This window comes from Micromonospora sp. NPDC051924 (genome assembly GCF_055586005.1).
In genome coordinates this window covers 1-26,022 of record NZ_JBVJJA010000012.1, presented here as the reverse complement: position 1 = coordinate 26,022, position 26,022 = coordinate 1, and the positions used below count along the sequence as shown (strand labels likewise).

Annotated in this window: 19 protein-coding genes; 13 read left to right on the top strand and 6 right to left on the bottom strand. The window is 71.1% G+C overall.

Going from position 1 to position 26,022, the window contains the following annotated elements:
• The first annotated feature begins 222 nt into the window (after nt 1–222).
• The gene (locus tag ACZ6S5_RS12025) at nt 223–1,881 is read left to right on the top strand and encodes a lipase family protein (protein ID WP_466000007.1); all 1,659 of its coding nucleotides are present in this window, start codon (nt 223–225) and stop codon (nt 1,879–1,881) included.
• Nucleotides 1,882–1,921: 40 nt separating this feature from the next.
• Here the strand turns inward: ACZ6S5_RS12025 and ACZ6S5_RS12020 are convergent, their stop codons facing one another.
• Complete coding sequence (locus tag ACZ6S5_RS12020) at nt 1,922–3,424, bottom strand: MFS transporter (RefSeq protein ID WP_466000006.1); 1,503 nt, start codon at nt 3,422–3,424, stop codon at nt 1,922–1,924.
• Nucleotides 3,425–3,600: 176 nt separating this feature from the next.
• Nucleotides 3,601–4,638 (bottom strand): zinc-dependent alcohol dehydrogenase family protein, encoded by a 1,038-nt coding sequence (locus ACZ6S5_RS12015; protein WP_466000005.1) that lies wholly within the window; start codon nt 4,636–4,638, stop codon nt 3,601–3,603.
• A 150-nt stretch (nt 4,639–4,788) separates the two neighbouring features.
• Between ACZ6S5_RS12015 and ACZ6S5_RS12010 the strand changes: the two genes are divergently transcribed.
• From ACZ6S5_RS12010 to ACZ6S5_RS11995, 4 genes are all read left to right on the top strand, one after another.
• A complete protein-coding gene (locus ACZ6S5_RS12010) occupies nt 4,789–5,682 on the top strand; it encodes a helix-turn-helix transcriptional regulator (protein WP_466000004.1) in 894 nt (297 codons plus the stop codon).
• A 56-nt stretch (nt 5,683–5,738) separates the two neighbouring features.
• The gene (locus ACZ6S5_RS12005; RefSeq protein WP_466000003.1) at nt 5,739–6,137 is read left to right on the top strand and encodes a (R)-mandelonitrile lyase; all 399 of its coding nucleotides are present in this window, start codon (nt 5,739–5,741) and stop codon (nt 6,135–6,137) included.
• Nucleotides 6,138–6,213: 76 nt separating this feature from the next.
• The gene (locus ACZ6S5_RS12000) at nt 6,214–7,239 is read left to right on the top strand and encodes an aldo/keto reductase (RefSeq protein ID WP_466000002.1); all 1,026 of its coding nucleotides are present in this window, start codon (nt 6,214–6,216) and stop codon (nt 7,237–7,239) included.
• A gap of 128 nt (nt 7,240–7,367) precedes the next feature.
• Nucleotides 7,368–8,228, top strand: a complete 861-nt coding sequence (locus ACZ6S5_RS11995) for an aldo/keto reductase (protein WP_466000001.1) — start codon at nt 7,368–7,370, stop codon at nt 8,226–8,228.
• 121 nt (nt 8,229–8,349) lie between these two features.
• On the opposite strand, the gene tuf is transcribed toward ACZ6S5_RS11995, so the two are convergent.
• Both tuf and ddaH read right to left on the bottom strand, forming a co-directional pair.
• Complete coding sequence (gene tuf / locus ACZ6S5_RS11990; protein WP_466000000.1) at nt 8,350–9,537, bottom strand: elongation factor Tu; 1,188 nt, start codon at nt 9,535–9,537, stop codon at nt 8,350–8,352.
• Between the two features lie 418 nt (nt 9,538–9,955).
• The gene (gene ddaH, locus ACZ6S5_RS11985; RefSeq protein WP_465999999.1) at nt 9,956–10,726 is read right to left on the bottom strand and encodes a dimethylargininase; all 771 of its coding nucleotides are present in this window, start codon (nt 10,724–10,726) and stop codon (nt 9,956–9,958) included.
• Between the two features lie 241 nt (nt 10,727–10,967).
• Here ddaH and ACZ6S5_RS11980 point away from each other — a divergent pair, with 241 nt between their 5' ends.
• Nucleotides 10,968–12,449 carry a tetratricopeptide repeat protein gene (locus ACZ6S5_RS11980; protein ID WP_465999998.1) on the top strand — a complete coding sequence of 494 codons (1,482 nt, stop codon included), beginning with the start codon at nt 10,968–10,970 and terminating at the stop codon, nt 12,447–12,449.
• A gap of 82 nt (nt 12,450–12,531) precedes the next feature.
• Here the strand turns inward: ACZ6S5_RS11980 and ACZ6S5_RS11975 are convergent, their stop codons facing one another.
• Entirely contained in the window at nt 12,532–13,479 is a 948-nt protein-coding gene (locus tag ACZ6S5_RS11975; protein ID WP_465999997.1) for a DMT family transporter, read from the bottom strand.
• Between the two features lie 103 nt (nt 13,480–13,582).
• On the opposite strand from ACZ6S5_RS11975, the gene ACZ6S5_RS11970 reads away from it, so the two are divergent.
• The gene (locus tag ACZ6S5_RS11970; RefSeq protein ID WP_465999996.1) at nt 13,583–14,476 is read left to right on the top strand and encodes a LysR family transcriptional regulator; all 894 of its coding nucleotides are present in this window, start codon (nt 13,583–13,585) and stop codon (nt 14,474–14,476) included.
• 105 nt (nt 14,477–14,581) lie between these two features.
• Nucleotides 14,582–15,325, top strand: a complete 744-nt coding sequence (locus ACZ6S5_RS11965) for a class I SAM-dependent methyltransferase (protein WP_465999995.1) — start codon at nt 14,582–14,584, stop codon at nt 15,323–15,325.
• Nucleotides 15,326–15,358: 33 nt separating this feature from the next.
• On the opposite strand, the gene ACZ6S5_RS11960 is transcribed toward ACZ6S5_RS11965, so the two are convergent.
• Nucleotides 15,359–16,711, bottom strand: a complete 1,353-nt coding sequence (locus tag ACZ6S5_RS11960) for a COG1361 family protein (protein ID WP_465999994.1) — start codon at nt 16,709–16,711, stop codon at nt 15,359–15,361.
• Nucleotides 16,712–17,056: 345 nt separating this feature from the next.
• Here ACZ6S5_RS11960 and ACZ6S5_RS11955 point away from each other — a divergent pair, with 345 nt between their 5' ends.
• The 5 genes from ACZ6S5_RS11955 to ACZ6S5_RS11935 all read left to right on the top strand — a co-directional run bounded on the left by ACZ6S5_RS11955 (nt 17,057) and on the right by ACZ6S5_RS11935 (nt 25,897).
• Nucleotides 17,057–18,292, top strand: coding sequence for a glycosyltransferase (locus tag ACZ6S5_RS11955; RefSeq protein ID WP_465999993.1), 1,236 nt, complete (start codon nt 17,057–17,059; stop codon nt 18,290–18,292).
• Between the two features lie 197 nt (nt 18,293–18,489).
• Nucleotides 18,490–20,661, top strand: a complete 2,172-nt coding sequence (gene helR, locus ACZ6S5_RS11950) for an RNA polymerase recycling motor ATPase HelR (RefSeq protein WP_466000133.1) — start codon at nt 18,490–18,492, stop codon at nt 20,659–20,661.
• Nucleotides 20,662–20,839: 178 nt separating this feature from the next.
• Nucleotides 20,840–21,781 carry an ABC transporter ATP-binding protein gene (locus ACZ6S5_RS11945; RefSeq protein ID WP_465999992.1) on the top strand — a complete coding sequence of 314 codons (942 nt, stop codon included), beginning with the start codon at nt 20,840–20,842 and terminating at the stop codon, nt 21,779–21,781.
• Entirely contained in the window at nt 21,778–23,133 is a 1,356-nt protein-coding gene (locus ACZ6S5_RS11940; protein WP_465999991.1) for an ABC transporter permease, read from the top strand. Before ACZ6S5_RS11945 ends, ACZ6S5_RS11940 begins: the two co-directional genes overlap by 4 nt.
• A 4-nt stretch (nt 23,134–23,137) precedes the next feature.
• Complete coding sequence (locus ACZ6S5_RS11935; protein WP_465999990.1) at nt 23,138–25,897, top strand: alkaline phosphatase family protein; 2,760 nt, start codon at nt 23,138–23,140, stop codon at nt 25,895–25,897.
• The last annotated feature ends 125 nt before the right edge of the window (nt 25,898–26,022 follow it).

The window sequence follows — 26,022 nt, the reverse complement described above, 5'->3', positions numbered from 1 at the left end:
CCGACGACCTGACCGTCGCCAGTGGGCATGCGGTACGTCGACGAGCGCCCGGTCCGGCGGACCGCCGGATTTCCCTCCGCGGGTGGGACCGGGTCGGACATGATGAGGACGTCCGCGGAACCGCCGCCGTGCCCCGCCAGCCGGGTATGCGCCCGTCGGGCGTCCCCATGCCGCAGCGCCCCGGATGCGAGCCGGATGCGCCTGGTGCATGGGGGGAGACGGGTGACAGCGGGAGCGACGCGGCGACGACGCTGGGGCCTGCTCCTCGTCGCCGCGCTGCCGCCGGCGGTGGAGGCGGGACTGCTGTACGGCGTCGGGTTCCGGCCCCCGCCGCTGCTGGCCATCCAGGCGAGCAGCCTCTGGCCCATCGCCACGTACCACGACCTGCGCTGGGTCCTGGTCTACCACCGCTCCTGGGCGGGCTTCACCGTCGAACTGGTGGCCGTCGTGCTGTTCCGGGGGCTGTTCAGCGCGGCGCTGACGGCGCTGGCCTGGCCGACCGGGGTGCCCCGCCCGGCACCCCGTCAGCTGATCGCCCGGCATCTCCGCTTCGCCGTGATCGTGGCCCTCGCGCTGCTGCCCTGGGCGGTGATGAGCGTGGTGGCCGCCGAGGCGTCCCTGTCCTGGCTGGTTTTCCTCGCCGTCGCGCCGGTCCTGGTGCTGGCGCCGTTCTTCAGCGCCGGCGGGATGACCCCCGACTGGTGGCGCGGCCCACCCCGGCCGCTCGTCACGGGAGTCGCGCTGCTCGCGGTGCTGGCCGGCACAGCGTGGGGGATGCTCTTCGTCACCGCCCGGGCCTGGTCCGTCCTGCCGGTCGCGATCCTCGGCGGGGTGACGAACGGCCTGTTGTGGCGGTGGGTCGTGGTGGCCGCGGTGCGGGACACCCCACCGCGCCTCACCGGCGGCTCGTGGCGCCGGCTTCCGGTCGCCCCCGTCGTCGCCGTCGCGCTGGTGGCGCTGCTCCCGCTCGGCGGCAGTCGCCTCGCCGGAGCCGAGCGACGGACCGACCATGCACCACCGCCGGCGCTGCAACTGCCGATGCTGGACGCCGCGCATCGGCCGGTGGTGTTCGTCGCCGGATACAACTCCCGCTACCCGGGGGCGTCGACAGCGCCGTCGACGGGCCTGGTGCGCTTCTCCTACCGCGGGGTTGATCCGGCCGGCCGGCCGCGCCCGTACACACCGGGGGACACCCACCAGTCGCTGGTGAACAGCGCCGAGCTGCTCGCGGCGCAGCTCGCCGAGCTGCACGCGCGCGTCGGCCGGCCGATCGCGCTGCTGGCCGAGAGCGAGGGGACGCTGATCGTCCGCTACTACCTGGAGCGCCTACGCCAACCCTGGGTCGACGCGGTCGCCCTGACCAGCCCGATCGTCCGGGCGGGCCGGATCTACTACCCACCCCCGGGGCGGCAAACCGGCTGGGGGGTCGCCACCGGCTGGCAGCTGCGCGTCCTGTTCGCCGTCGTCGGCCGGGAAACCGCCCTGGGCACCCCGGACGAGCCCTTCCTCCGGTCCCTGCTGGACAACGCGCCGCTGTTTCGCAGCCGTGTGCTCTGCCCGGTCGAGGGAATCCGCATGGTCGCCTTCCTGCCCACGGCCGACGCCGTGGCGATCCCGCCGGAGATGCGGCGCCGGATCGGGGCCGTCGACGTCGAAGCGCTGCACGGCCTACTGGTGAACCGGCCGCCGATCGAACAGGTCCTGGCGGAGTTTCTCGCCGGGGCGGCCCCGGCATCCGTCCGGCGCGCCGACTACTCGGTGCTGAACCGGGTGGGTGCCGAGTGGCTGCCGCCGCCGCTGCTGCTGCGGTTGAATCCGGTGTGGCGCGGCGAGCCGCTGCCCGACGCCGCCCGGCGGGGCGACTCCTGCCCGTATCGATAGGCCGAGCATCGCGCTCGGGCGCCCGCTGGTCGACGGGCTCTCAACGGGGAGACGACGCGGTGCGAGCCGTGGCGACGTCCGGCGCTGCGGACACCTGGTCCTCGGGGTCGGCTGCGGGGCCCGGCGGGGTCGGGCGCGCCGGGCGGGCGATCAGGACACCGACCAGGATCAGGGCGACGGCGAGCATGACGCTGCCGCCGGTCAGGGCGGTGCCGACCCGGCGGACCAGCGCGTCCGTGGCGGGCCCTCCCGACGGTACGGCGGCCGCGCCGACGGCGGTGAGGATGCCGAGGCCGAGCGTGCTGCCGAGCTGGTGGGCGGTGTTGACCACGCCGGAGGCGGCACCGGCGTCGCGGCTCTCGGCGCGGGCGAGACCGGCGCTGGTCATCGGGGCGAACGCCAGGCCCTGGCCGGTGCCGATGAGAACCATGGGCAGGGCGACGTCGGTGAGGTAGCTGCCCTCCACGCCGACCCGGCTGAGCCAGGCCAGGCCGGCCAGGGTGAGGGCCACACCCGTGGTGAGGACCGGAGTGGACCCGAAGCGGGCGATCACCCGGGTGACCAGCAGGGCGACGGCGAAGTTGACGGCGGACATCGGCAGGAAGGCCAGGCCGGCCTGGAAGGGGGTGAAGGCCCACCCGTCCTGCAGCAGCTGGGTGGTGAAGAAGAAGAACCCGATCATCGCGCCCAGGTAGAGCATCCGGACCAGGTAGGCGCCGTTGCGGCGCCGGTCGGTGAACAGCCGCAGCGGCATGATCGGCTGCGCGGCTCGGGCCTCGTTGACCACCAGCGTGGCCAGCAGCAGGACTCCGAGCAGGAACGCGGTGATGGTCGTGGGCGCGGTCCAGCCGGTTTCGGCGGCCTCGATGATGCCGAAGACCAGGGCTCCGACGCCGAGTGTGGCGCCGACGGCGCCGACGAGGTCGAACCGGCCGGGGAGGGGCTCGGTCTCGGCGATGTAGCGGCGTGCGGCGCCCAGCATGGCGATGCCGATGGGCACGTTGAGGTAGAAGCCGGCGCGCCACGAGACCCAGTCGGCCAGCACGCCACCGACCACCAGACCCAGACTCGCGCCGATGCCGGCCACGGCACTGTACGCGGCCACGGCCCGGTTGCGCGGGTCGCCGGCCGGGAAGCTGGCGGTCAGCAGCGCGAGGGAGGACGGCGCGAGGATCGCGGCGCCGATGCCCTGCAGGGCGCGGGCGCCGACCAGCCACCAGCCGGTCGGTGCGGCGCCCACCAGCAGCGAGGCCAGGGGGAAGAGCACCAGGCTGAACGCGAACATCCGTCGCCGGCCCATCAGGTCGCCGGCGCGCGCGCCGAGCAGCAGCAGCCCGCCGAAGACCAGCGTGTAGGCGTCCTGTACCCAGGTCAGGCCGGTCGGGGAGAAGCCGAAGGCGGTCTGGATGCTCGGCAGCCCGGTGAAGATGATCGAGTTGTCGAGGATCACCATGAAGTAGCTGACGCAGATGATGGCCAGCATGGCGGTCGGGTGCGCCGGCGCTGAGGCGGCCGGCGTGCTGGCGGCTCGGGGTGTGCTCACGACTCTCCTCGGGGCGGATGCTCGGTGCCGGCGGAGCCGGCACCATCCAGGCAACCGCGGTGCGAACCGGCGCGGGAGTTGCTGTTCTTCCGGGTACTGCCGGTACCTCCCGCCCGATGGACGGCGGCCCGCACCTCGGCGCGAGGCGTTGGTGCCGGCCGCCGCCCGGGTGAGGGTCAGGGCTTGACGAGGACCTTGAGCGCCTCGCGGCTGTCCATGGCGCGGTACCCCTCCGGCACCCCGTCGAGGTCGACGGTCCGGTCGAACACCTTCCCCGGCTCGATCTTTCCGTCGAGGACGTCGGGCAGCAGTTCGGTGATGTAGGCGCGGGCCGGGGCGGGGCCACCGGTGAGGGTGATGTTGCCGCCGAACAGGCTGGCGAAGCCGACGGGAGCCTGCTCGTACTGCGGGACGCCGACCCGGCTGATCACGCCACCGGGCCGCACGACGCCGACGGCCTGCTCGTACGCGGGCATGTGCCCGACCGCTTCGAGCACCACGTGGGTGCCCCGGCCGCCGGTCAGGTCGCGGACCTTCACCATGCCTTCCTCGCCGCGCTCGGCGACGACGTCGGTCGCGCCGAACTCCCGGCCCAGGTCGGTACGCGCCTTGTGGCGGCCCATCAGGATGATCTGCTCCGCGCCGAGGCGCCGGGCGGACAGTACCGCGAGCAGGCCGACGGCGCCGTCACCGATCACGGTGACGGTGGTGCGTGCGTTGACGCCGCCCCTGATCGCGGCGTGGTAGCCGGTGCCGAACACGTCCGAGAGGGTCAGCAGCGAGGGGATGAGTGCGGAGTCCGCACCGACGGGCAGCTTGACCAGGGTGCCGTCGGCCAGGGGTACGCGGACGGCCTCGCCCTGGCCGCCGTCCACGTCACCTCTGGCCCAGAATCCGCCGTGCAGGCAGGAGGTCTGCAGGCCTTCCCGGCAGTACTCGCAGGTTCCGTCGGAGTAGGCGAACGGGGCGACGACCAGGTCGCCCTTGCGCACCGTGGTGACCTCGGAACCGGTGTCCTCGACGACCCCGATGAACTCGTGGCCGATCCGCGCCGGCCCGTCCGCCGGGGACATGGAGTGGTAGGGGTGCAGGTCGCTGCCGCAGATGCACGCGATGGCGACCCGCACCAGGGCGTCGGTCGGCCGCTTCAGGACGGGGTCCGGAACGTCCTCGACCCGGATGTCGCCGGCGCCGTAGATCAGCGTTGCTCGCATGGGTTCCTTCCAACAGGCCGTGACGTTCACGGCGTTCGTGCGCTTGCCCCTGCAACAGAAACCGCCTGCACCGGGTCCCGGGGAGTGCCTGTTGGTCCAGGTAACGGCAGTACCTCCCAGCCCCGCCGGAGCGCACGTACCGTCGAGGTCATGGCTGGTCCGACCGACATCCGCACCCAGGTCCGCGACTTCCTGGTGAGCCGTCGCAACCGGCTCACCCCGGAGGCCGCCGGCCTGCCGGTCTACGGCGGGAACCGGCGGGTCCCGGGGCTGCGCCGCGAGGAGGTCGCCCTGCTCAGCGGCCTGTCCGTGGACTACTACGTGCGGCTGGAGCGCGGCAACCTCTCCGGTGCCTCCGAGTCGGTGCTCGAGGCGCTCGCGGGCGCGCTGCGGCTGGACGAGGCCGAACGCGCCCACCTCTACGACCTCGCTCGCGCGTTCGGGCCGCAGCGCCGCCGCCCGAAGAGCGCCACGACGGTCCGGCCGAGCGTCCTGCGCGTGCTCGACGCCATGGCCGGTGTCCCGGCGTACGTCCGCAACGGCCGCTTCGACCTCCTGGCGGCCAACCAGCTCGGCCGCGCGCTCTACGCACCCGTGTTCGACTCGCCGCTGTTCGCCACCCGCGGGCCGGTCAACTCGGCCCGATTCATGTTCCTCGACCCGAAAGCCATCGAATTCTGGATCGACTGGGACAAAAGCGCCAACGATGCGGTGGCCTTCCTGCGCTCGGAGACCGGTCGCTCACCGCAGGATCGGGTCCTGATCGACCTGGTCGGCGAGCTGTCCACCGGCAGCAAGGAGTTCGCGGTCCGCTGGGCCCGGCACGACGTGAAGTTCCACCGCACCGGCCTCAAGCGGCTCCGGCATCCCCTGGTTGGCGAGTTGAACCTGCCGTACGAGGCACTGGAACTCGCCGGCGACCCGGGGCTGCGCATCAACGTCTACACCCCCGAGCCCGACTCGGCCGACCAGCAGGCACTCGGCCTGCTCGCCAGCTGGACCGCACGGCCGCAGGAGCGTCCGCTGGTCCGCCCGGCCGAATGAACGGTCGTCGCGAGGGAAGTGGGCTTCACAGCGACTCAAGGAACGGATACGACAGTATGGAAATCCTGAACAAGCAGCCGACGGTCAAGGCGCCGGCCGAGACCTTCACCGGTGACGCCTGGTACGACGTGATCATGAAGGGCGACGCGCCGTCGCGGATGCGGGTCAACGTGGTCCGCTTCGCCCCCGGCGCCCGTAACGCGTGGCACCGTCACGCCGTCGGCCAGACCCTGCACGTCACCGAGGGACGCGGGCTCGTGCAGTCGCGCGGCGGCGAAGTCGTCGAGCTCGGCCCGGGGGACACCGTCTGGACCCCGCCCGGCGAATGGCACTGGCACGGCGCCGCACCCGACCACTTCATGACCCACCTCGCCATGTGGGAGGCCCCGGTCGACGGCGGACCGGAGACCGAGTGGGGCGACCTGGTGACCGACGACGAGTACGGACGACGCTGACCGCCGGCCGGTTCCTCGACGAGGTCATCCCAGCCCGAGCCGATCAACCGCTCAGCGAGAGATGGAGCAGATCCACATGGAGCACCGGCCCCTGGGGCGCACCGGCGTCTCGGTCAGCAAACTCTGCCTCGGCAGCATGATGTTCGGCGAGTGGGGCACCAAGGACCACGACGAGAGCATCAAGATCATCCATCGGGCCCTCGACGCCGGCATCAACTTCGTCGACACCGCCGACGTGTACTCCCAAGGCGAGTCCGAGGTCATCGTCGGCAAGGCCCTCCACGGTCGCCGCGACGACGTCGTGCTCGCGACGAAGTTCTTCATGCCGTTCGACGACGACCCCAACCACCGCGGCGGCTCCCGTCGCTGGATCATGCAGGAGGTCGAGAACTCGCTGCGGCGACTGGGCACCGACCACATCGACCTTTACCAGATGCACCGCTACGACCCCGCCGTCGACCTCGACGAGACCCTCGGCGCGCTCACCGACCTGGTCCACGCCGGTAAGGTCCGCTACATCGGCCACTCCACCTTCCCGGCCTCGGCGATCGTCGACGCGCAGTGGATCGCCCGTGACCGCGGCCGGGAACGGTTCGTCACCGAGCAGCCGACGTATTCGATCCTCACCCGGCACATCGAGAACGAGGTGCTCCCCGTCTGCCAGCGGTACGGCATGGGCGTCCTCTCCTACAGCCCCCTCGCCGGCGGTTGGCTGTCCGGCCGCTACCGCAAGGGCAACGACCAGACCGGCCCGACGTCCGTGGCGCGCCAACGGCTCGCCAACCGCTTCGACATGTCGCTGCCGGAGAACCAGCGCAAGCTCCACGCCGCCGACCAGCTTGCGGCGCTGGCCGACGAGGCCGGCATCAGCCTGATCGAGATGGCCATCGCCTTCGTCCTGCGCCACCCCGCGGTCACCGCGGCGATCATCGGCCCCCGCACCATGGACCACCTCGAGTCGCAGCTCGCCGCCGCCGATGTCGTCCTCACCGACGACGTGCTGGACCGCATCGACGAGATCGTCCCACCTGGCGTCACCCTCAACCCGGCCGACAACGGCTGGGTCAGCCCGTCACTGCAACCCTCAGCACGCCGCCGCTGATCGCCGCAGCGCGTCCCACGGCGGCGCCGATGCCGGTGGCGACGGCGTTGCCCGCCAGCTGCGTCGACGCCGAGGCACGGACACGGACGCGCCGAGCCACGAGGTAGCCAACAACGAGAGGTCTTCCCATGCCCACCGACGTACCTCAGATCACCCTGAACAACGGCGTCCAGATGCCGGTCCTCGGCTTCGGCGTCTACCAGATCCCGCCTGACCAGACCGAGAAGGCCGTGAGCGAAGCTCTGGCCGCCGGCTACCGTCACCTCGACACCGCTGCCGCCTACGGGAACGAGGAGGCGGTCGGTCGTGCCATCAGCAGCAGCGGCATCGCGCGTGAAGAACTGTTCGTCACCACCAAGCTGTGGGTCCAGGACACCGGTGAGGAAAGCACCCGGCTCGCCTTCGACGCCTCGCTCGAACGCCTGGGCCTGGACTACCTCGACCTGTACCTGATCCACCAGCCGATGGGCGACGTGTACGGGTCGTGGCGCGCCATGCAACGCCTTCACCGCGAGGGCCGCGTCAGAGCGATCGGGGTGTCCAACTTCTATCCGGACCGGCTGGTCGACCTCATTGAGCACAACGAGATCACCCCGACCGTCAACCAGATCGAGACCCACCCCTTCTTCCAGCGCAACGCCGACCAGGAACTCATGCGCCAGCATGGCGTCCAGATCGAGTCGTGGGGGCCGTTCGCCGAGGGCCGCAACAACCTGTTCTCCGACCCGCTGCTGACCGCGGTCGGCGCCGCGCATGGCAAGTCCGTCGCTCAGGTCGTGCTGCGCTGGCTGATTCAGCGTGGGGTCGTGGTCATCCCGAAGTCAGTCCGTCCCGAGCGGATGGCCGAGAACATCGAGGTCTTCGACTTCGAGCTGAGCGAGGATGAGATGGCCCGCATCGCGAGCCTGGACACCGGCAACTCGCTGTTCTTCGACCACCGCGACCCGGCGATGGTCAGCCGGCTCAGCAGCGTACGCATTCACGAGTGACCCCGGCCATGCTGCCGACCGCGCGCCGTGTCTCAGCACACCGGTCTCGCTGAGCGGACGTCGGTCTCGGTGCTTGCAGGAAGGGCCCCTTGCTGGGGTGGCAAGGGACCCTTCCGCGTACTCAGTCGAGCAGTTCGGTGACCGTGCCGGCGGCCACGGTGCGGCCGCCCTCGCGGACGGCGAAGCCGAGGCCGACATCCATCGCGATCGGCTTGCCCAGATCCACCGACAGGTCGACGGTGTCGCCCGGCAGGACCATCGTCACGTCACCGAGGTCCACCGACCCGACCACGTCCGTGGTGCGGAAGTAGAACTGCGGCCGGTAGTGGGCGAAGAACGGCGTGTGGCGCCCTCCTTCGGCCGTGGTCAGCGCGTAGAGCCGGGCCCGGAACCGCCGGTGCGGCGTGACGCTGCCCGGCAGCGCCACCACCTGACCCCGCTGTACCTGGTCGCGCTTGACGCCGCGCAGCAGTACGGCCGCGTTGTCCCCGGCCTCGGCGGTCGGCAGCGACTTGCCGAAGGTCTCCAGCCCCGTCGCCACGGTCGACAGCGTCGGACCGAGGCCGACCACCTCCACCGGGTCGCCGACCCGCAGGGTGCCCCGCTCGATCGCGCCGGTCACCACGGTTCCCCGTCCGGAGATCGTCATGACGTTCTCGATCGGCATCAGGAACGGCTCGCCGAGTTCACGGGGTGGCACCGGGACGTAGCGGTCGACGGCGTCGAGCAGCTCCGCGACGGACGAGACCCAGCGCGGGTCGCCCTGAAGGGCCCGCAGCGCCGACACGCGTACCACGGGCACCTCGTCGCCGGGGAAGCCGTACTCGGACACCAGGTCCCGGACCTCGAGCTCGACCAGGTCGAGCAGCTCCCGGTCCTCGACCGCGTCGGCCTTGTTCATCGCCACCACCAGGTAGGGCACGCCGACCCGCCGAGCGAGCAGCACGTGCTCGCGGGTCTGCGGCATCGCCCCGTCGAGCGCGGAGACGACCAGGATCGCGCCGTCGACCTGCGCCGCCCCCGTGATCATGTTCTTTACGAAGTCGGCGTGGCCGGGCATGTCCACGTGGGCGTAGTGCCGGGTCGCGGTCTCGTACTCGACATGGGCGATGTTGATGGTGATGCCCCGCGCCACCTCCTCCGGTGCCCGGTCGATGCCGTCGAAGGACACGAACCGGTTGACGGCGGGGTCGCGGTCGGCGAGGACCTTGGTGATCGCGGCCGTCAGGGTCGTCTTGCCGTGGTCGACGTGACCCATCGTGCCGATGTTGAGGTGCGGCTTCGTGCGCACGAACTGGCTCTTGGCCATGATGACACTCCACAGTGGAAGTGAGCTGGCGGACGACGAACGCGGGCGGGTGCCACCCCGCGGAAAACCGCGCCAGAACCGCGCGTCACGGCGCGCCTACAGGGGCAGCGCCGGAACACCGGGCCACCCTCCTCCGTGGTTCTGCCGCAGCGGGAGGAGGGTCAGCCTCGGGTGTCTGCCAGCCACGCGCACACGTCGACGGCGGCCGGCAGGTGGAAACCTGCGGGCCGCACAGAGCCGACGGTGCCGAACATGGCGATCACGCTAGCCGCGAACATCCGGTGAGGGCGACCGAATATTCCCTCCCGGAGGTGCGACGGCCCTTCGAGTCGATCGAGATCGGGCGCCGGTCATCGACCGGTACGAGGGCGACGGGCGTGGCGGCCACCTGAGGTCGACATCCGTCGACCGGCTGGGTTCAGGCCCGAGGAATCAGCACGCTCAGGCAGGTGACGCAGCCTTCGAGCTTCTCGTACTCGCTGATGTCGACGACGACCGGCGTGAGGCCGAGGTCCGCCACGAGCGCCGCGGTGCGCGGCGCCGACGCGGCCAGCAGCACGAGGTCGTCACCGAGCGGTACGACGTGGCAGCCGGCCTCCTCGTCGACCCTGCGCACCGGCTGCCCGAGCGCGCTCGTGTCGAGCAGTTCGGGCAACGCGAGGAGGGTGCCGTCGGGCAGCGCGGTCACGGCCGACTTGAGATGCAGCACGTCGCGCAGCGGGACCGGGATCACTGTGCGCCCGCGGGTTGCCAGGTGGGCCCGCAGCTGGGCCACGCCCTCGGCGTTGGTGCGGCCGCCTCGACCCACGTACACGGTGCTGCCGACCTGCAGCACGTCGCCGCCGTCCAGCGTCCCGGGGGCCTCGATGCGCACGACCTCCAGCCCGGCCTCGTGTACCGCCTTCTCCGTGCCGGGGATCTCCGGACGGCGCTGTGGCGCGCCGGGCCGGGTGATCACCGCCAGGCCCTCGCAGACCACGACCGTGTCCTCGACGAACACCGAGTCGGGGCAGTGCTCGGCGGGGGCGACCTCGCGGACCTGCCAGCCGGCGTCGGCCAGCGTGGCCCGGTACGCCTCGTGCTGGCGCCGGGCCTGCTCGATGTCCACGTCGCCGCGCTGGATGTGGGTGACCAGCCCTTCGGCCAGCCGGCCGCTGGGGCGTCGGACCAGGGCGATGCCTCGCGTCATGCCATTAGTCTGCCGTGCGCTGTCGGCCAAGCCCAGTCGCCGAGACGTTCGTCCGGGCAGATTCAGGAACTCATGTGCCGGCCGTCTCCAGAACCTCCTTCAGGAGGGCGCGGTCGCCGTTGACACCGGCGTCTCGCGGAGCGACCACCCCCATACCGCCGCGTCCGGCTCGGGGACCGGCCGCCGACCGCCACCACTTCGCCCCCACGGCGGCGCCTCCGTGTCGTTAGACTCCCGGGCCGTGACGTCCTTCTCCTCCCCGATCGATGTGGCCCACGCGCTGTTGCAGGAGGGCCGGTTGGTCGAAGCCGAAGAGGTCATGGTGCGAGAGCTGCGCGCGGTGACGGCGAAGCACGGCCGCGGCGGTCCGGCCTGGGCGTCAGCTCAATGCGACCTGGGGAACGTTCTGCTGAACTGCGACCAGCTGGACCGTGCGATCGAGTGCTACCGCAACGCGACCTCCGCATCGAGGCAGGAAGATGCGCAGACGCGCAGGGATCACCTGACCTACCGGCTCAATCTGGGCATGGCACTGCGGATGGCCGGACGACTCGACGAGGCCGAGGCTGAACTCCGCCAGGGCGCCCAGGATCGTCTCGCCTTCTACGGCCGCGAGCACGCCGGGTACGCGTTCGGCCTCGAACCGCTGGCGGACGTGTTGCTGCAGCGTGGAAACCTCCGGCAGGCCCGGCAGGTCATCGAGCAGACGGTGGACATCTTCTGGCGCACCGGGCATGAGCGGGTCGCCACCGCCTTGGCGTTGCGGGCGGAGATTGTGAACGCCGACGACCCCGGGGTGGCGCTCTTTTCCGGCATGGACCAACTGCCGGATGAGGTCGTCGAGCAGGTGGCGCTGTCCGTCATCAACCGGCTCGGCCGCAGCGACACGACGACCTACAAGGCCGTTCTCACCGACCTGGTCGCCGCCCTGGAGGCGCGACTCGGCGTGGATCACCAGGCGACGCTCAACGTGCTCTCCACGCTGGCGAACGCCGGATCCGATGGCGGCGACCAGGCCGCGCGGATCGATGCGATCCAACGAGTCCTCGCCTCCTATGACCGCCAGGGCAGGGCGGAGGAAGCTCTCATGGCGGCTCTCGGCTTGGCGATGGCACAGAGCGCCGCAGGCGACGATGAGGAAGCGTTGCGCACGTACGCGTCGGCGTATTCGCGGGCGGAGCGCATCGGTCGCCCGGAAGTGAAGAGCCAGGTGCTGCGCAATTGGGGCCTCGCCTTGAAGGAAGCCGGCCAGGTGGGCCCGGCGGAACAGCGGCTGGGTGAGGCAGTGGCACAGGCCCGCCGGAGCGCCGACCACGAGGCACTTGGCCGGGCACAGGTCGCCCTCGGTCTCTTCCTGCAACATGAGGGACGGCTGGCGGACGCGCGATCGGTCCTGGAGGAAGGCCTGTCCGTGCTGGATCCCGTACATCCGGACGCGATGGTGGGGCGCAGCCACCTCGGCGCAGCCATGGACGGCCGCACCTGCGGGTGCGGCGATCTGCAGGCGACGATCGAGGATGCCTTCCGCCAGTTCGTCACCAGCAAACTGCCCGGCGACCTCCTGGCCGACCTGGACGTGACGATCGAGGACGGCGACTTCCAGATCAAGGTCGAGCTGCGCCGCCAGCCGACCGAAGATGAGATCGAGCGCCTCAACGGCGTCATCCAGTCCGCGCACGCCGAGTTCCGCCACCGGATGTCAGAACCACGCTACGCAGGCTGACCGTCCAACACCGAGCACGGCGGGCATGCCGTCGAACGCCTCGTCCACCGCCATCCCGCCGGGCGTCGTCACCCCGGTGCGGTCACTGTCGTACGTCCTGTTCCTGTCGCGGGAGGTCACCGATCAGATCCTCCACACGGGCTTCCGCCGGTGCCGGAGGCCGGCCTTCCATTCGGGTCAGACCGACGCCGACGAGCACGACCCCCATCCCGATCGCGCTTCGCAGGCCGAAGTCCTCGTCGAGGACGATGACCCCCAACGCCACCGAGACCACCGGCAACAGATAGCCGATGGTCGCCGTGTTGGTGGCGCCCTCGGCGGCGATGTTGCGGTAGGTGAGGTGGAAGGTGGTCCCGGTGGCGAGGACGCCGAGGATCACGACGGCCATCAGGGCCTTCGGGCCGATCTCGATCGGCGTCAGACCGCCGGCCGGCAGCGTGACCGTGGTCAGGCCGGTCGCTGCGATGAGCTGCGCCGCGGACAGCGAGATGGTGGGGATGCCCTTGCCGACCAGGTTGCGACCCATGTACGCGAAGCCGACGGCATAGCTGGCCGCGGCGGCGACGACGGCGAGGGCGCCCCAGCCGATCGGCCCGGCCGTCTGCCATGGCGCGAAGATCAGCACGACCCCGGCGAAGCCGATCACGAGTCCGCCCAGCCGGGCCGGGCGGAGTCCGCGCTCGGAGCCGATGACCACCCCGATCAGCAGGGACCACAGCGGGGTCGTCGCGTTCAGTACGCCGGCGACCCCCGAGTCGATGGTCTGCTGGCCGATGCTGAACAGGGCGAACGGCAGGGCGTTGCAGAACAGCGCGGCCACGAGGATGCGACCCCACGTCGCCCGGCTCCGCGGCAGCCGTCGACCCGAGGCGAGGCATCCGACCAGCAGGGTGAGCGATCCGAGTACGCACCGGCTGAGGGTGACCTGGACCGGAGTCAGTGCGTCCAGGGCCAGTTCGATCCAGAGGAAGGTCGATCCCCACAGCAGGGCGAGCACACCTATCCGCGCCCGCGCCCACGTCCTGCCCATGACACCTTCACCCCTGATCTCCTCGGTCGGTCCGCATCGAAGGTGCCACTCTCAAACAGGAAGGACAAGAAAAGGTTTCTACGCTTCCGTTAAGCTCTGCTTCATGCTCGACGTGCGGCGCATGCAGGTGCTACGGGCGGTGGCCACCAGCGGATCGGTGACGGCGGCGGCCGCGCACCTCGGATACACCCCCTCCGCCATCAGCCAGCAGATCGCGGCGCTGGAGAAGGAGGCCGGGATGGCGCTGCTCGAACGCGTCGGCCGCGGCGTGCGGCCCACGGCGGCGGGCCGACTGCTCACCAGCCACGCGGCCATTATCAGCCAGCATCTCGCCGAGGCCGAGACCGCGCTGGCCGACCTCCGCGCGGGGCGTACGGGCCGGCTGACCATCCGCTATTTCGCCTCGGTCGGTCCGGCCCTGCTGGCGCCGGCCCTCGCCCGATTCCGGCGCGCGCACCCGGACGTCACCGTCGACCCCAAGCTGAGCGATCCGGATGATCCGCTGCCGGACGTGGAGCGGGGCAACGCCGATCTCGCCATCGTGGTCCGCCGACCGAGCGACGACAGCCCCCAGGGCATCCGCCTGGTGCACCTGCTCGACGACGCGTATCAGGCCGTGTTGCCGAGCGGACACCCGCTCGCCGCGCAACCGGTGATCGACCTGGCCGACCTCGCCGGCGAACCCTGGGTCGGCAGCGAACCGCCCGGCCCCTGCCTGGAGCCGATAACCGACGCCTGCGCCGCGGCGGGCTTCAGCCCGGATTTCGTGGCGAGGTCGGAGGATTACGCCACGGCTCAGGGATTCGTTGCAGCCGGCCTCGGCGTCAGCCTCATCCCCCGGCTGGGGCTGGGCACCCGCCATCCCGCCGTCACCACCCGCCGGGTCCGCCACCCGGAGCCGATCAGGAAAATCTACGCCGCGGTCCGGGAAATCTCGGTGGCGCAGCCGGCGCTGCGCGCGCTGATCGACGCGGTGACCGACGCCGCGAAGGAGTGAACCATGCCGCACAGAGACGCCGCGGAGTCGACGAACTCCAGGGCGCGACCAGAAGGGTACGGCCCCGCATCAGCGGACGCTTGGGCTGCGCTGGCGGACCCGTTCGTGGAAGGTGCGTACGCTCCGGTCAAGGGGCAGGTGCGGACGTACGTCCTGCATGCTCAGCTGTTGCGGCACCTGCCTGAGCCGCCGGCGAGTGTCCTCGACGTCGGTGGGGGTGCGGCCCACCAGTCGTTGCCGCTGGCCCGGCTCGGCTACGACGTCACCGTCCTGGACGCGTCGCCGGCCATGCTTGCCAAGGCCGAGCAGCGGCTGGACGCGGAGCCGGACGAGGTCCGGCGGCGCGTCCGGTTGGTCGAGGCGCCCGGTGAGCAGGCTCGGGCGGCGACGGGTGGACGGCAGTTCGCGGCGGTGCTCTGCCACGGCGTGCTGATGTACCTGGAGCGACCGGAGCCGCTGGTCGCCGAGCTGTGCCGGTGCGCGGCACCCGATGGCGTCGTCTCGGTCATGGCGCTCAACGCCCGTACGCTGGCTGTCCGCCCGGCTCTCGACCGCCGTTGGGCCGATGCCCTGGCCGCGTTCGATGCCGCCGGCGAGGTGGGGGTGCTCGGCGTTGACACCCGTGGCGACACCGTGGAGGGCCTGTCCGTCCTGCTACGGCAGGGTGGGGTGGACCCCGAGGGCTGGTACGGGGTCTGGTTGTTCTCGGACTGGCTGGACCTGCCGCCGGACAGCACGGACGTGACGGCCGTGGCCGCCGTCGAACTCGAAGCGAGCCTGCGGGACCCCTACCGGCAGCTCAGCCGGGTGTTCCACCTGGTCGGCCGGGCCCGCGCGCCACGGCTCTGACCCGGTGCGGAGGACAGGCCAGGCCGCCTGATCTCACCGTCGAGGGGTCGCCGGGATGGCCCTGCGCCGTCGGGCAACGAACAACAGCATGCCCCCACCCGCCAGCATGGCGAGGCCGATTCCGGCGGTCAGCCCGGCTCGTGGCCCGGTGATCGGCAAACCACCACCACCGGCGCCGCCCCCGGCGCTCCCGCCGTCATCGCCTCCGCCGCTGCTGTTCGCGGCCACCACGACGGCGAACCCGTCCTGGTTGTCGCTGTCGTCGACGTCGGCGGCGCGTACGGCGACGGCGTTCGCGGGCAGTTCGGTCCACGCCGGGTCGGAACCGTTCGACCGCTGTTCGGCCAAGCCCTCGACCTGCACCGTCCCATTTCTCAATGCCACCGGCGCCTTCACGCCGGCCGATACCGTCGCCAGGTTGTACAGCTCGACGGCAGAGTGCAGCTTGTCGTCCGGGTCGGTGTCCTGGTCGGCAGGAATGAGGGCGAGCTTGTCGTAGGTGCAGACGGCCGAACGCCCAGCGTCACCAAGGACGCATTCACCCGGCGGCTCGGTGAAGGTGACACCCTGGGGCAGGCTCAGCTGGACCTTGACGCCACTGACCGGCTTCAGTCCCTGGTTCGTGATGGTGTAACGCACCGCGCCCGTCTCGCCCGGATTCAACGTTCCGGAGGGCTCGATGCTGCCGTCGCCGCTGATCCGCACCGACTGCTTCACGTCCGGCGCGATCACCGAGAGGTCGGCCTCGGGATGGTCCACCACCTCGATCGGGAACCACTTGGTGTTGTCGGCCGGATTGGTGTCGGCCGGGTCGGCATCGACCTTCACCTGGATCCTGCCGGCCAGAGGCTCCTTGGTCTGGACGGTGGCGTCGACGGGAAGCTCCACCGTCTCGCCCGGCCCCGGAAGCCGGTCCGGCAGCAGCCGGCAGTACCACCGCCAGGTGTCGCCGTCACACTCACCGACGCCGCCGGTCGGCCAGAGCGTGACCCGCTGCGCGGGCCCGTCCAGCTCGGACGGATCGACCCAGACGACCACCTCGGTCGGGGTCCGGTCGCCCCGGTTGCTGATCTTCAGGTAGAGGGTCTTGTTCGTGACGCCCAGCGGAATCGTCCCGCCGGTCAGGTCTACCGTGAGGTCCGGACCCGTCTGCGCCGCCCGGGCGGAAACGGCCGGCATGCCGACCCCGCCGAGAAGAAGCAGCACGGTGGCCACTGTTCGTGCCAGCCATCGATGGCCGATCCTCATGACGAACCCTCCGAACGAACGGGGCGGTGCCGTTGGGGACCCTATCGGCAACAGTTCCGTTCGGCTATCCCTGTGATGAGCCCCGCCGGAGTTGAACAGCGGTAGCGGAGCGTCCGCCAGCCCGGCCGGAGTCCGCATCGACGTGCGTCCACCAGCGACAGAAACCGGCTTCTCGCACCGGCCGGCAGCCGTGCTCCCGAACGTCGACGGCGACCGGCAGAGGCAGCCGGACGGCGGCGAACGGGACGCGGTGCGCCACCCACAGATGTGACTGCGACGGACTCCATGAGAACGCCGGCGCTCTCGACGACGTTCGAGCCGCCTTCCTGAAGCCGCTGGCGAGGAGATCGCATAGAAAAAGGGGAGCACCTGCTCCCCGCCACTCTCAACATATAGCGCACCGGGGGGCTTGCGGCAAGACCCGGGTCGTGCCGCAGAATCGCTGGCCGAGGCCAGAACCTGCGGAAATGGGGAACTTGCGAAGTGCGTGTGGTGTTGTCGACGTATGGGTCACGGGGGGACGTCGAACCGCTGGTAGGACTCGCGATGCGGTTGGGGGAACTCGGCGTGGGGGTGCAGGTGTGCGGGCCACCGGATGAGGACTTCGCGCAGCGACTGGCTGGTGTAGGCGTACCGGTGGTGCCGGTCGGTCAGTCGGCGCGCGCGTTGACGATGGCGAAGCCGTCGCCGGCGGGCCTGCCGCGGCGCGCGGCCGAGTTGATCGCCAGCCAGTTCGACGCGGTCACCGCGGCGGCCGAGGGATGTGACGCGCTGGTCGCGACCGGCGTACTGCCGGCCGCGGCCGCCGCGCGGTCGGTGGCCGAGAAGCTGGGCATCCACTCCGTGTCCGTGACCTTCCAGCAGGTCACCCTGCCGTCGCCGCACCGCCCGCCGCTGGCGTATGCGGGCCGGCCGTTCTCGCCGGAGGTGACCGACAACCGGGTGCTGTGGGATCTGGACGCCCAGAGCATCAACACGCTGTTCGGTGCGGCGCTCAACACCCACCGGGCGTCGATCGGCCTGCCACCGGTGGACAACGTCCGCGACTACGTCGTCGGCGACCGGCCGTGGCTGGCGACGGACCCGACCCTGGACCCGTGGCAGGAGACGCCGGACCTCGACGTCGTCCAGACGGGCGCATGGATCCTGCCCGACGTGCGCCCACTCCCGGCCGACCTGGTGGCGTTCCTGGACGCCGGCACACCTCCTGTGTACGTGGGCTTCGGCAGCATGCCCCTGCACGCGTCGACGGACGCGGCCCGGGTGGCCATCGAGGCGGTCCGCGCGCAGGGCCGCCGCGCGATCGTCGCCCGCGGGTGGGCCGACCTGGCCCTCACCGACGACCGGGACGACTGCTTCGCCGTCGGCGAGGTCAATCACCAGGCACTGTTCGGCCGGGTGGCCGCCGTCGTGCACCACGGCGGCGCGGGCACCACGACGGCGGCCGCCCGGGCCGGCGCGCCTCAGGTGGTGGTTCCGCAGGCGGCGGATCAGCCGTACTGGGCCGGCCGGGTGGCCGACCTCGGCATCGGCGCGGCACACGACGGCAAGACTCCGACGTTCGAGTCCCTGTCGGCCGCGCTCAAGACGGCCCTCACCCCCGAGGCCCGCGCCCGGGCGACCGTCGTTGCCGGCACGATCCGTACCGACGGGGCGATGGTGGCCGCGAAGCTGCTGCTCGATGCGATCAGCCGGGACAGGTCACCGGTCTCCGCGTGAGGCACGCCGGCTCGTCGAGCCGGAACCCGGTACCCGAGAACCGACGAACCCCACACACCTGAGCCGACGACGGCCACGAGGTCCGCGTCGGGCGCGGCGTCGCCCGTCGCGGCCCTCAGGCTCGTCGGGCCGGTTCAGACGCCCTGCCGCGCGCACCGGTGGCGAGCGGCCAGATCGGAGCTGATGACGTGAACCCGTTGAACACCAGCGCGTTTGATCTTCCCGACCACCTCTCTCCCAAGGCCGACCCGAGGTTGATCGCCGGCGACGAGGAGCACTTCGCGGCCATCGCGGAGACCCTCGAGCAGTCGATCGCCCACCTGTCCGACCGCCTCGACGCCGAGCGCAAGGCGCCCGGCGGCATCGGCCGCCGGGCGATGGACCGGGACCAGGAGATCCACCGGCTGACCGCTCGACTGCGTGCCCTGCGTCGCTTCGGTCTGGACCTGTGCATCGGACGCATGGTCGGCGCGGACAGCCCTGAGCCCGTGTACATCGGACGACGTGGCCTCACGGACAGCGCGGGCCGTCGGCTGCTGCTCGACTGGCGTTCCCCCGCGGCTGAGCCGTTCTTCGGAGCGACCCACGCCAACCCGATGGGTCTGGTGAGCCGCCGCAGGTATCGCTGGACCCGCGGCCGGATCAGCGACTACTGGGACGAGGTGTTCACCGCGGACGGGCTCGAAGGGCACGCCGCGCTCGACGACCAGTCCGCCTTCATCGCCAGCCTGGGCGGCGCCCGGTCGAACCGGATGCGAGACGTGCTGGCCACCATCCAGGCCGACCAGGACGCGATCATCCGCGCGGGATCGAGCGGCGCCCTCGTCGTCGACGGCGGTCCGGGCACCGGGAAGACCGTCGTTGCGCTGCACCGCACCGCCTACCTCCGCTACGCCGACCCTCGTCTCGGTCACCGCCGGGGCGGCGTGCTGTTCGTCGGCCCGCACCAGCCCTACCTCGCCTACGTCGCCGACGTCCTCCCCAGCCTCGGCGAGGAGGACGTGCAGATCTGCACCCTGCGGGACCTCGTCCCCGAGGGTGTCGCGGCAACCTTCGAGACCGACCCGGACGTGGCCCGCCTGAAGTCGTCCGCGGACCTGGTGAAGGCGATCGAGGCGGCCGTCAGGTTCTACGAGGAGCCGCCGGCCAAGGGGATGACGGTCACGACCGACGACTCCGACATCCGGCTGAGCGCCGACGGCTGGGCCGAGGCGTTCGAGGCGCGGGGGCCCGGCACCCCGCACAACGAGGCGCGTGACGAGATCTGGGAGGAGTTGCTCACGATCCTGCTCGACAAGTACGACGGTGATGAGCCGGATGACCTGGTCCGCCGGTCGCTGCTGCGGAACCGGGAACTGCTCACGGCCGTCAACCGTGCCTGGCCGCTGCTCGACGCGGCCGACCTCGTCGGAGACCTCTGGTCGGTCCCCGCCTACCTGCGCAAATGCGCTCCCTGGCTCAGCCCAGACGAGGTTCGGGCGCTTCAGCGCCGCGATGCCCAGGCCTGGACGTTGTCCGACCTGCCGCTGCTGGACGCGGCACGGCAGCGGCTCGGCGACCGAGAGGTGTCACGACGCCGGCATCGGCGCGACGCCGCCGTCGCCGGCCAGCGCGAGCACATGGCCAGGGTCGTCGACGACCTGATCGCATCCGCCGCATACGACGACGGCGAAGGCCTGATGACGATGCTGCACCAGCAGGACCTGCGGGATGCCCTGGTCGACGAGACCGGACTGCCTGGCGCTGATCGGGACCCACTCGCCGGCCCGTTCGCGCACATCGTCGTGGACGAGGCCCAGGAGCTGACCGACGCGGAGTGGCAGATGTTGCTGCTCCGCTGCCCGTCCCGAAGCTTCACCATCGTCGGGGACCGGGCCCAGGCGCGGCACGGGTTCACGGAGTCGTGGCAGGACCGGCTCGAGCGGATCGGGCTCGACCGGATCAGCCTGGCCTCCCTGTCCATCAACTACCGGACGCCGAAGGAGGTCATGGCGGAAGCCGAGCCGGTCATCCGGACCGTGCTGCCGGACGCCAACGTGCCGACCTCCATCCGCAGCGGCGACGTCCCCGTCGTACACGGATCTGCTTCGGATCTGGGCCCGATCCTCGACGCCTGGCTCGCCGCGCACGCCGACGGGACCGCCTGCGTCATCGGCGACCCCACGTTCCGGGCGACCTCCCGGGTCGGGTCGCTGACCCCGGAGCTGGCGAAGGGGCTGGAGTTCGACCTGGTCGTCCTCGTCGATCCGGAGGCGTTCGGGGAAGGCATCGAAGGAGCGGTCGACCGCTATGTCGCGATGACCCGGGCGACCCGGCAACTCGTCATCCTCACGAGCTCCGACTCCGCCAAGACAACGGGAAAGCCCTGAGGGGTACCTGGCCTCATGCGCGGCCCGTCCCTCGCCGGACGGGTCGGTCACGCGGAAGCGGGACACAGTGTGCCCTGGAGTGCCCGGTCGTCTTTCGTTCCACAAACGTTCAGCCGGCGGTCCCTGCCCGCGTCGGATGCCCTTCCTAAGTTGCTTGAGGCGACGAAAGAAGGAGCTCATGGCCGCACTCCTCGCAATCCGGGCTCGCGGGATCACCAAGTGTTTCGGCGACGTGGTCGCCCTCGACGGCATCGATCTGGATGTGGCGCAGGGGCAGATCCACGGCCTGGTCGGGCCGAACGGCGCCGGCAAGACCACATTGCTCGGCCTCCTGCTGGGCCTGTCCGCGGCCGACAGCGGCCGCCTCGACATCCTGGGTACGCCGGTCGGTCGGGCGCTCACCGCTCCCGACGGTGTCGCCGGCTTCGTGGACGGGCCCGGCCTCTACCCCTCCATGACCGCCCGGCAGAACCTCGCCGCGCTGGCCGCTCTCCGCGGCTGCGATGCGCGGACAATGGCGATCGACGAGGTGCTCGACCAGGTCGGGCTCACCGATGTCGCGGACGACCGGGCCCGCGGTTTCTCCCTGGGCATGCGTCAGCGGCTCGGGCTCGCCGCCGCGCTGCTCGCCAAGCCCCGTCTGCTCGTGCTCGACGAACCAGCCAACGGTCTCGACCCGGCCGGCAAGAAACACGTGCACGGTGTCCTCACCCGGCTCGCGAAGGACGGAACCAGCGTGGTGGTCTCGAGCCACCGCATGGACGACCTCGAGGCACTGTGCTCCGAGGTCACCATCGTCGCCACGGGACGGGTCGTCTTCTCCGGCCCGCTGACCAAGCTGGCCGCCGAGAACCATGAACTCGCCTATCGGCTGGTCACCTCCGACGCGCAGGCCGCCCGCCGGTTGGCCGGCGACACGGCCGGCATCCGCGTCGTCGACGGCGCCGGGGCGCGGCCCGACCCCGAAGTGCTCGTCCTGCGCGCGCCGGTGCCGGCCCTGGACGAGCTGGTGGTGCGGCTCGTGCACGGGGGCGTCGCGCTGCGCGAACTCGCGCCCGTCGTGTCACCGCTCGAGGCCGCGTTCCTCGCCCTCACCGAGCAGCAGGAGGCCAGCCGATGAGCGCGACCGTCGTCGACGGCCACGCCGTTGGTGCCCCCGGCGTCCCGGTGTTGCGCGGCTACCGCTTCGAGCTGGTCAAGCTGTTCTCGCAATGGCGGATCCGCCTGCTGGTCCTGGCCTGCTGGACCGCGCCGGCGCTCTTCGTCGCCGCGGTGAGCCAGCAGAGCTCGCTGCCCGTCGACACCCTCTTCGGTCGCTGGATGCACGCCACCGGGTGGGCCGGGCCGCTGGTGCTGCTCGGATTCGCGGGCACGTGGGGGCTCCCGCTGGTGACCTCGGTCGTCGCCGGCGACGTGTTCGCCGCCGAGGACCGGCTCGGCACCTGGCGCCACCTGCTCGTGGCGGTCCGGTCGCCGCGACGGATCTTCGCGGCGAAGGCGTCGGCCAGTCTCACCGTCATCCTGCTGCTGGTGGCCGGGCTGGCCGGTTCCAGCGCGGCCGGGGGGCTCCTGGCGGTCGGCAACCAGCCGCTGGTCAGCCTCGACGGCCACCTGCTGATGCCGGCGGACACCGCCGGAAAGGTCCTGCTCGCCTGGGTCTGCGTCCTCGCCCCGACCCTGGCGCTGGCCGCGATCGGGCTACTCGGGTCCGTCGCGCTGGGCCGGTCCCCGATGGGACTGCTGCTGCCCGCGCTCGTCGCGCTCGCGATGCAGCTCGCCCAGACGCTGCCGCTCCCCGTCGCCGTACGCCTCGCCCTGCCCGGCTACGCCTTCATCGCCTGGAACGGCCTGTTCACCAGCCCCGCACAGCTCGGTCCACTCCTGATCGGCATCGTGGTCAGCCTGGTGTGGGCGGTGACCGCGACCGCGCTGGCCTACCTGCTCTTCGTGCGGCGCGACTTCACCAACCCGACCTACGACGGCTCGGGACGACGCGCCGTCGCCGCCGGAGTCCTGCCGCTCGTGGGCGTGGTCGGCGTGACGGTCGCGGTCGTCGCCGCGGCGACCTCGGCCACGGGGCCGGGAATCGAGCAGGACCGGGTGCAGCGCTCGGTCGCCACGGCATTCGCCCACCTCTACCGGCTGCAGACCCGGCAGCTCAAGCGCCCCGACGTCACCGAAGCGCAGTTGCAGGCCACGGCGAGTTGCAACCGGGGCGGTGGCAAGGTCGCCGCCCAGGGGCCGGGCAACGACTGGCGTTGCGTCGTCTCCTGGCATCTCCCCGACGTCGAGGCCGCGGGGGCGGCCATCTACCAGCTCGACGTCACCGCAGACGGGCGGTTCGTGGCCGACGGCGACGGGCCGAAGGAAGTGAACGGCTACTTCCTGGTGCGCACCCCGGTTGGGGACGCGCCGAACCCGCTCTGGCAGTTCGACGGCAATGTCGAGCTGCTTCCCACCACGAAGGGATAGCTCAATGCAGGTAACACGCCGCCGTCGGCGTGTCGGGAAGGACGGTTCCGGCCTTCCCGGTGGACGCATCGGCCGCCGGATACCCCTCGTCACGGCAGGCGCGACCGCTGTCGTACTCGCCACCGGCACCGGCATCGGTTTCGCCCAGACCCACCAGTTCGGCACCGACCAGGTCGGCCAGGTCACCGACCAGGGCCTGGTCGTCTCCGGCGACCAGTACCTCGACCCGATCGGGGAGCGCCTCGTCGTCAACAACGGCAAGATCATGTCGTCCTTGGTCAGCCCGGACGGCACCCACGTCGCGGCCTCGGTCGCCGACGGTGGGATGGCGCTCGCGATCGTGGACCTGAAGAACTGGAAGGTGCAGCAGCTCGTCGGCAACAACGCGGCGGCGAATCTGCGCATCAGCGGTAACGACGTGGGCCAGGAAGGCCCCACGTACTCGCCCGACGGTGCGCAGCTGTGGCTGGGCCAGGCTGACGGCTATCGCAAGTTCACCGTGAATCCGGACGGCACCCTCGCCAACCCGACGTTCATCCGGATCCCGCAGGACGGACCCAGGCGCGCGCTCGTCGGCGAGGCGGTGTTCTCGCCGGACGGGTCCACCGTGTACTCGGCCGTCAACGGCCAGAACCGGGTGGTCGCCCTCGACGCGGCGACCGGGACCATCCAGCAGAGCTGGGCCGTGGGCAACGCCCCGCGTGACATGGCCATGGTCGGCGGCAAGCTCTACGTCAGCAACGAGGGCGGGCGGAGGGCGTTGCCCGGCGATACGACGATCAACTCCTACAACACCCAGGTGCCGGCCGACCCGGTGACCGGCGCCACCACTACCGGCACGGTCAGCGTCATCGACCTGGCGAACCCGGCCGCGACCGTCGGGAGCATCGACGTCGGCCTGCACCCGACCGCCCTGTATGCCAGGAACGGGGCGCTGTTCGTCACCAACACCGCCACCAACGACGTGTCGGTCATCGACACCGCGAGCGACAAGGTCGTCCAGACCATCGCTACCCAGCCGTGGCCGGAGGCGACGGTGGGCTACGAGCCCGACGCGGTGACGCTCACCGACGACGGCCACCTGCTGGTGACGCTCGGCCGCGCCAACGCGGTCGCCGTCTACCGGTACACAACCCCGCTGGAGCCGGTCAGCTACGTTGGCCTGCTCCCGACCGACTACTTCCCCGCGGAGATCACCACCGTCGGCGACGACGTGCTCGTCTCCAACACCCGTGGTATCGACGCCCGCCGTCCCACCAACAGCACCGGGCACGGCACCCACGACACCACGTCGAGCCTGCAGCGGTTCACCCTGCCCGGCGACGACGTCATCAGGTCCGAGACCGGCAAGGTCTTCAGCCAGAACGGCTGGCACGGCGGCTCGGTCACGCTGACCGAGGGCAAGGGCGACGCGAAGCCGGTGCCGGTCCCGCTGCGGCTCGGCGATCCGTCAACGATCAAGCACGTCTTCCTGATCGTCAAGGAGAACCGGACCTACGACCAGGTCTTCGGTGACGTTCCGCGGGGCAACGGCGACCCGTCGCTGGCGCAGTTCGGCGAGAACGTGACGCCGAACCAGCACGCGATGGCCCAGCAGTTCGGGCTGTACGACAACACGTACGACGTCGGCACGAACTCGGCCGAGGGCCACAACTGGCTGATGCAGGCCGACAATCCGGAGTACACCGAGTCCTCGGCCGGTGAGTACATCCGCAGCTACGACACCGAGGACGACGCTCTCGGCCACCAGCGGACCGGCTTCCTCTGGACCGGTGCGCAGGCGGCCGGGAAGAGCGTGCGGAACTTCGGCGAGTTCCACCAGTTCCTGACCAAGCCGGCCGGGGCGAGCTGGCAGAACCTGTACTGCGACACCCGGAACATGGCGGAGACCGGGCAGGACACCGCCTACGCCATGGTCTCGTCGTCCCCGATCCCGTCGCTCAACAGCGTGTCGGTGCCCGGCTTCCCGAAGTTCGACACCGGTGTCCCGGACATCTACCGGTACGAGATCTGGAAGCGTGACTTCGCGAAGAACGGGCCGGCGAACCTGAACATGTTCTGGCTCTCCAGCGACCACACCGGTGGTCCGCCGAACGGGGCCGCCCAGGTCGCGGACAACGACCTCGCGGTCGGCAGGATCGTCGACATGATCTCGCACAGCCCGTACTGGAAGGACTCGGCGATCTTCGTGGTCGAGGACGACTCCCAGGCCGGCCTCGACCACGTTGACGGCCACCGCGCCCCGATCCAGATCATCAGCCCCTGGGCCCGGCACGGCGTCGTCGACAGCCACTACTACACGCAGATCACGGTGATCCGGACCATCGAGCAGATCCTCGGGATCCACCCGATGAACCAGAAGGACAGCGCGGCCAGCCCGATGCGGGGGGCGTTCATCCAGAACGCGGACGTCACACCGTTCACCGCGCTGCCCAACCGGACCTCGCTGACCGCGGGGCTGAAGTCCGCGCCCGCCTGCGGCCTGGACACCCCCGCGCCGCAGGACCCGAACGCCGCGGCCGCACCGTCCGGCAAGGTGCCGGCGGACAAGCAGCAGGTTGCGGCGCAGTGGGACGAGTGGAAGTCACACCAGCGGCTGACCGGGCCCGACGCCCGGCCCGACTTCGCGAACCCCGCGCAGATGAACCACTTCACCTGGTACGAGACGCACGACTGGACGAAGCCGTACCCCGGCGAGGACAAGATCTTCGCGCCGGCGGACGTGCCGGGCGCGTACCTCCCGTCGCCGGAGTCCGACGGCTGACGCAGGTTGATCACATTCAGGGGCCCGGGGGGGGGGGGGGGGGGGGGGGGGGGGAGGGGGGGGGGGGGGGGGGGGGGGGGTGGGGGGGGGGGAGGGGGGGGGTGGGGGGGGGGGAGGGGGGGTGG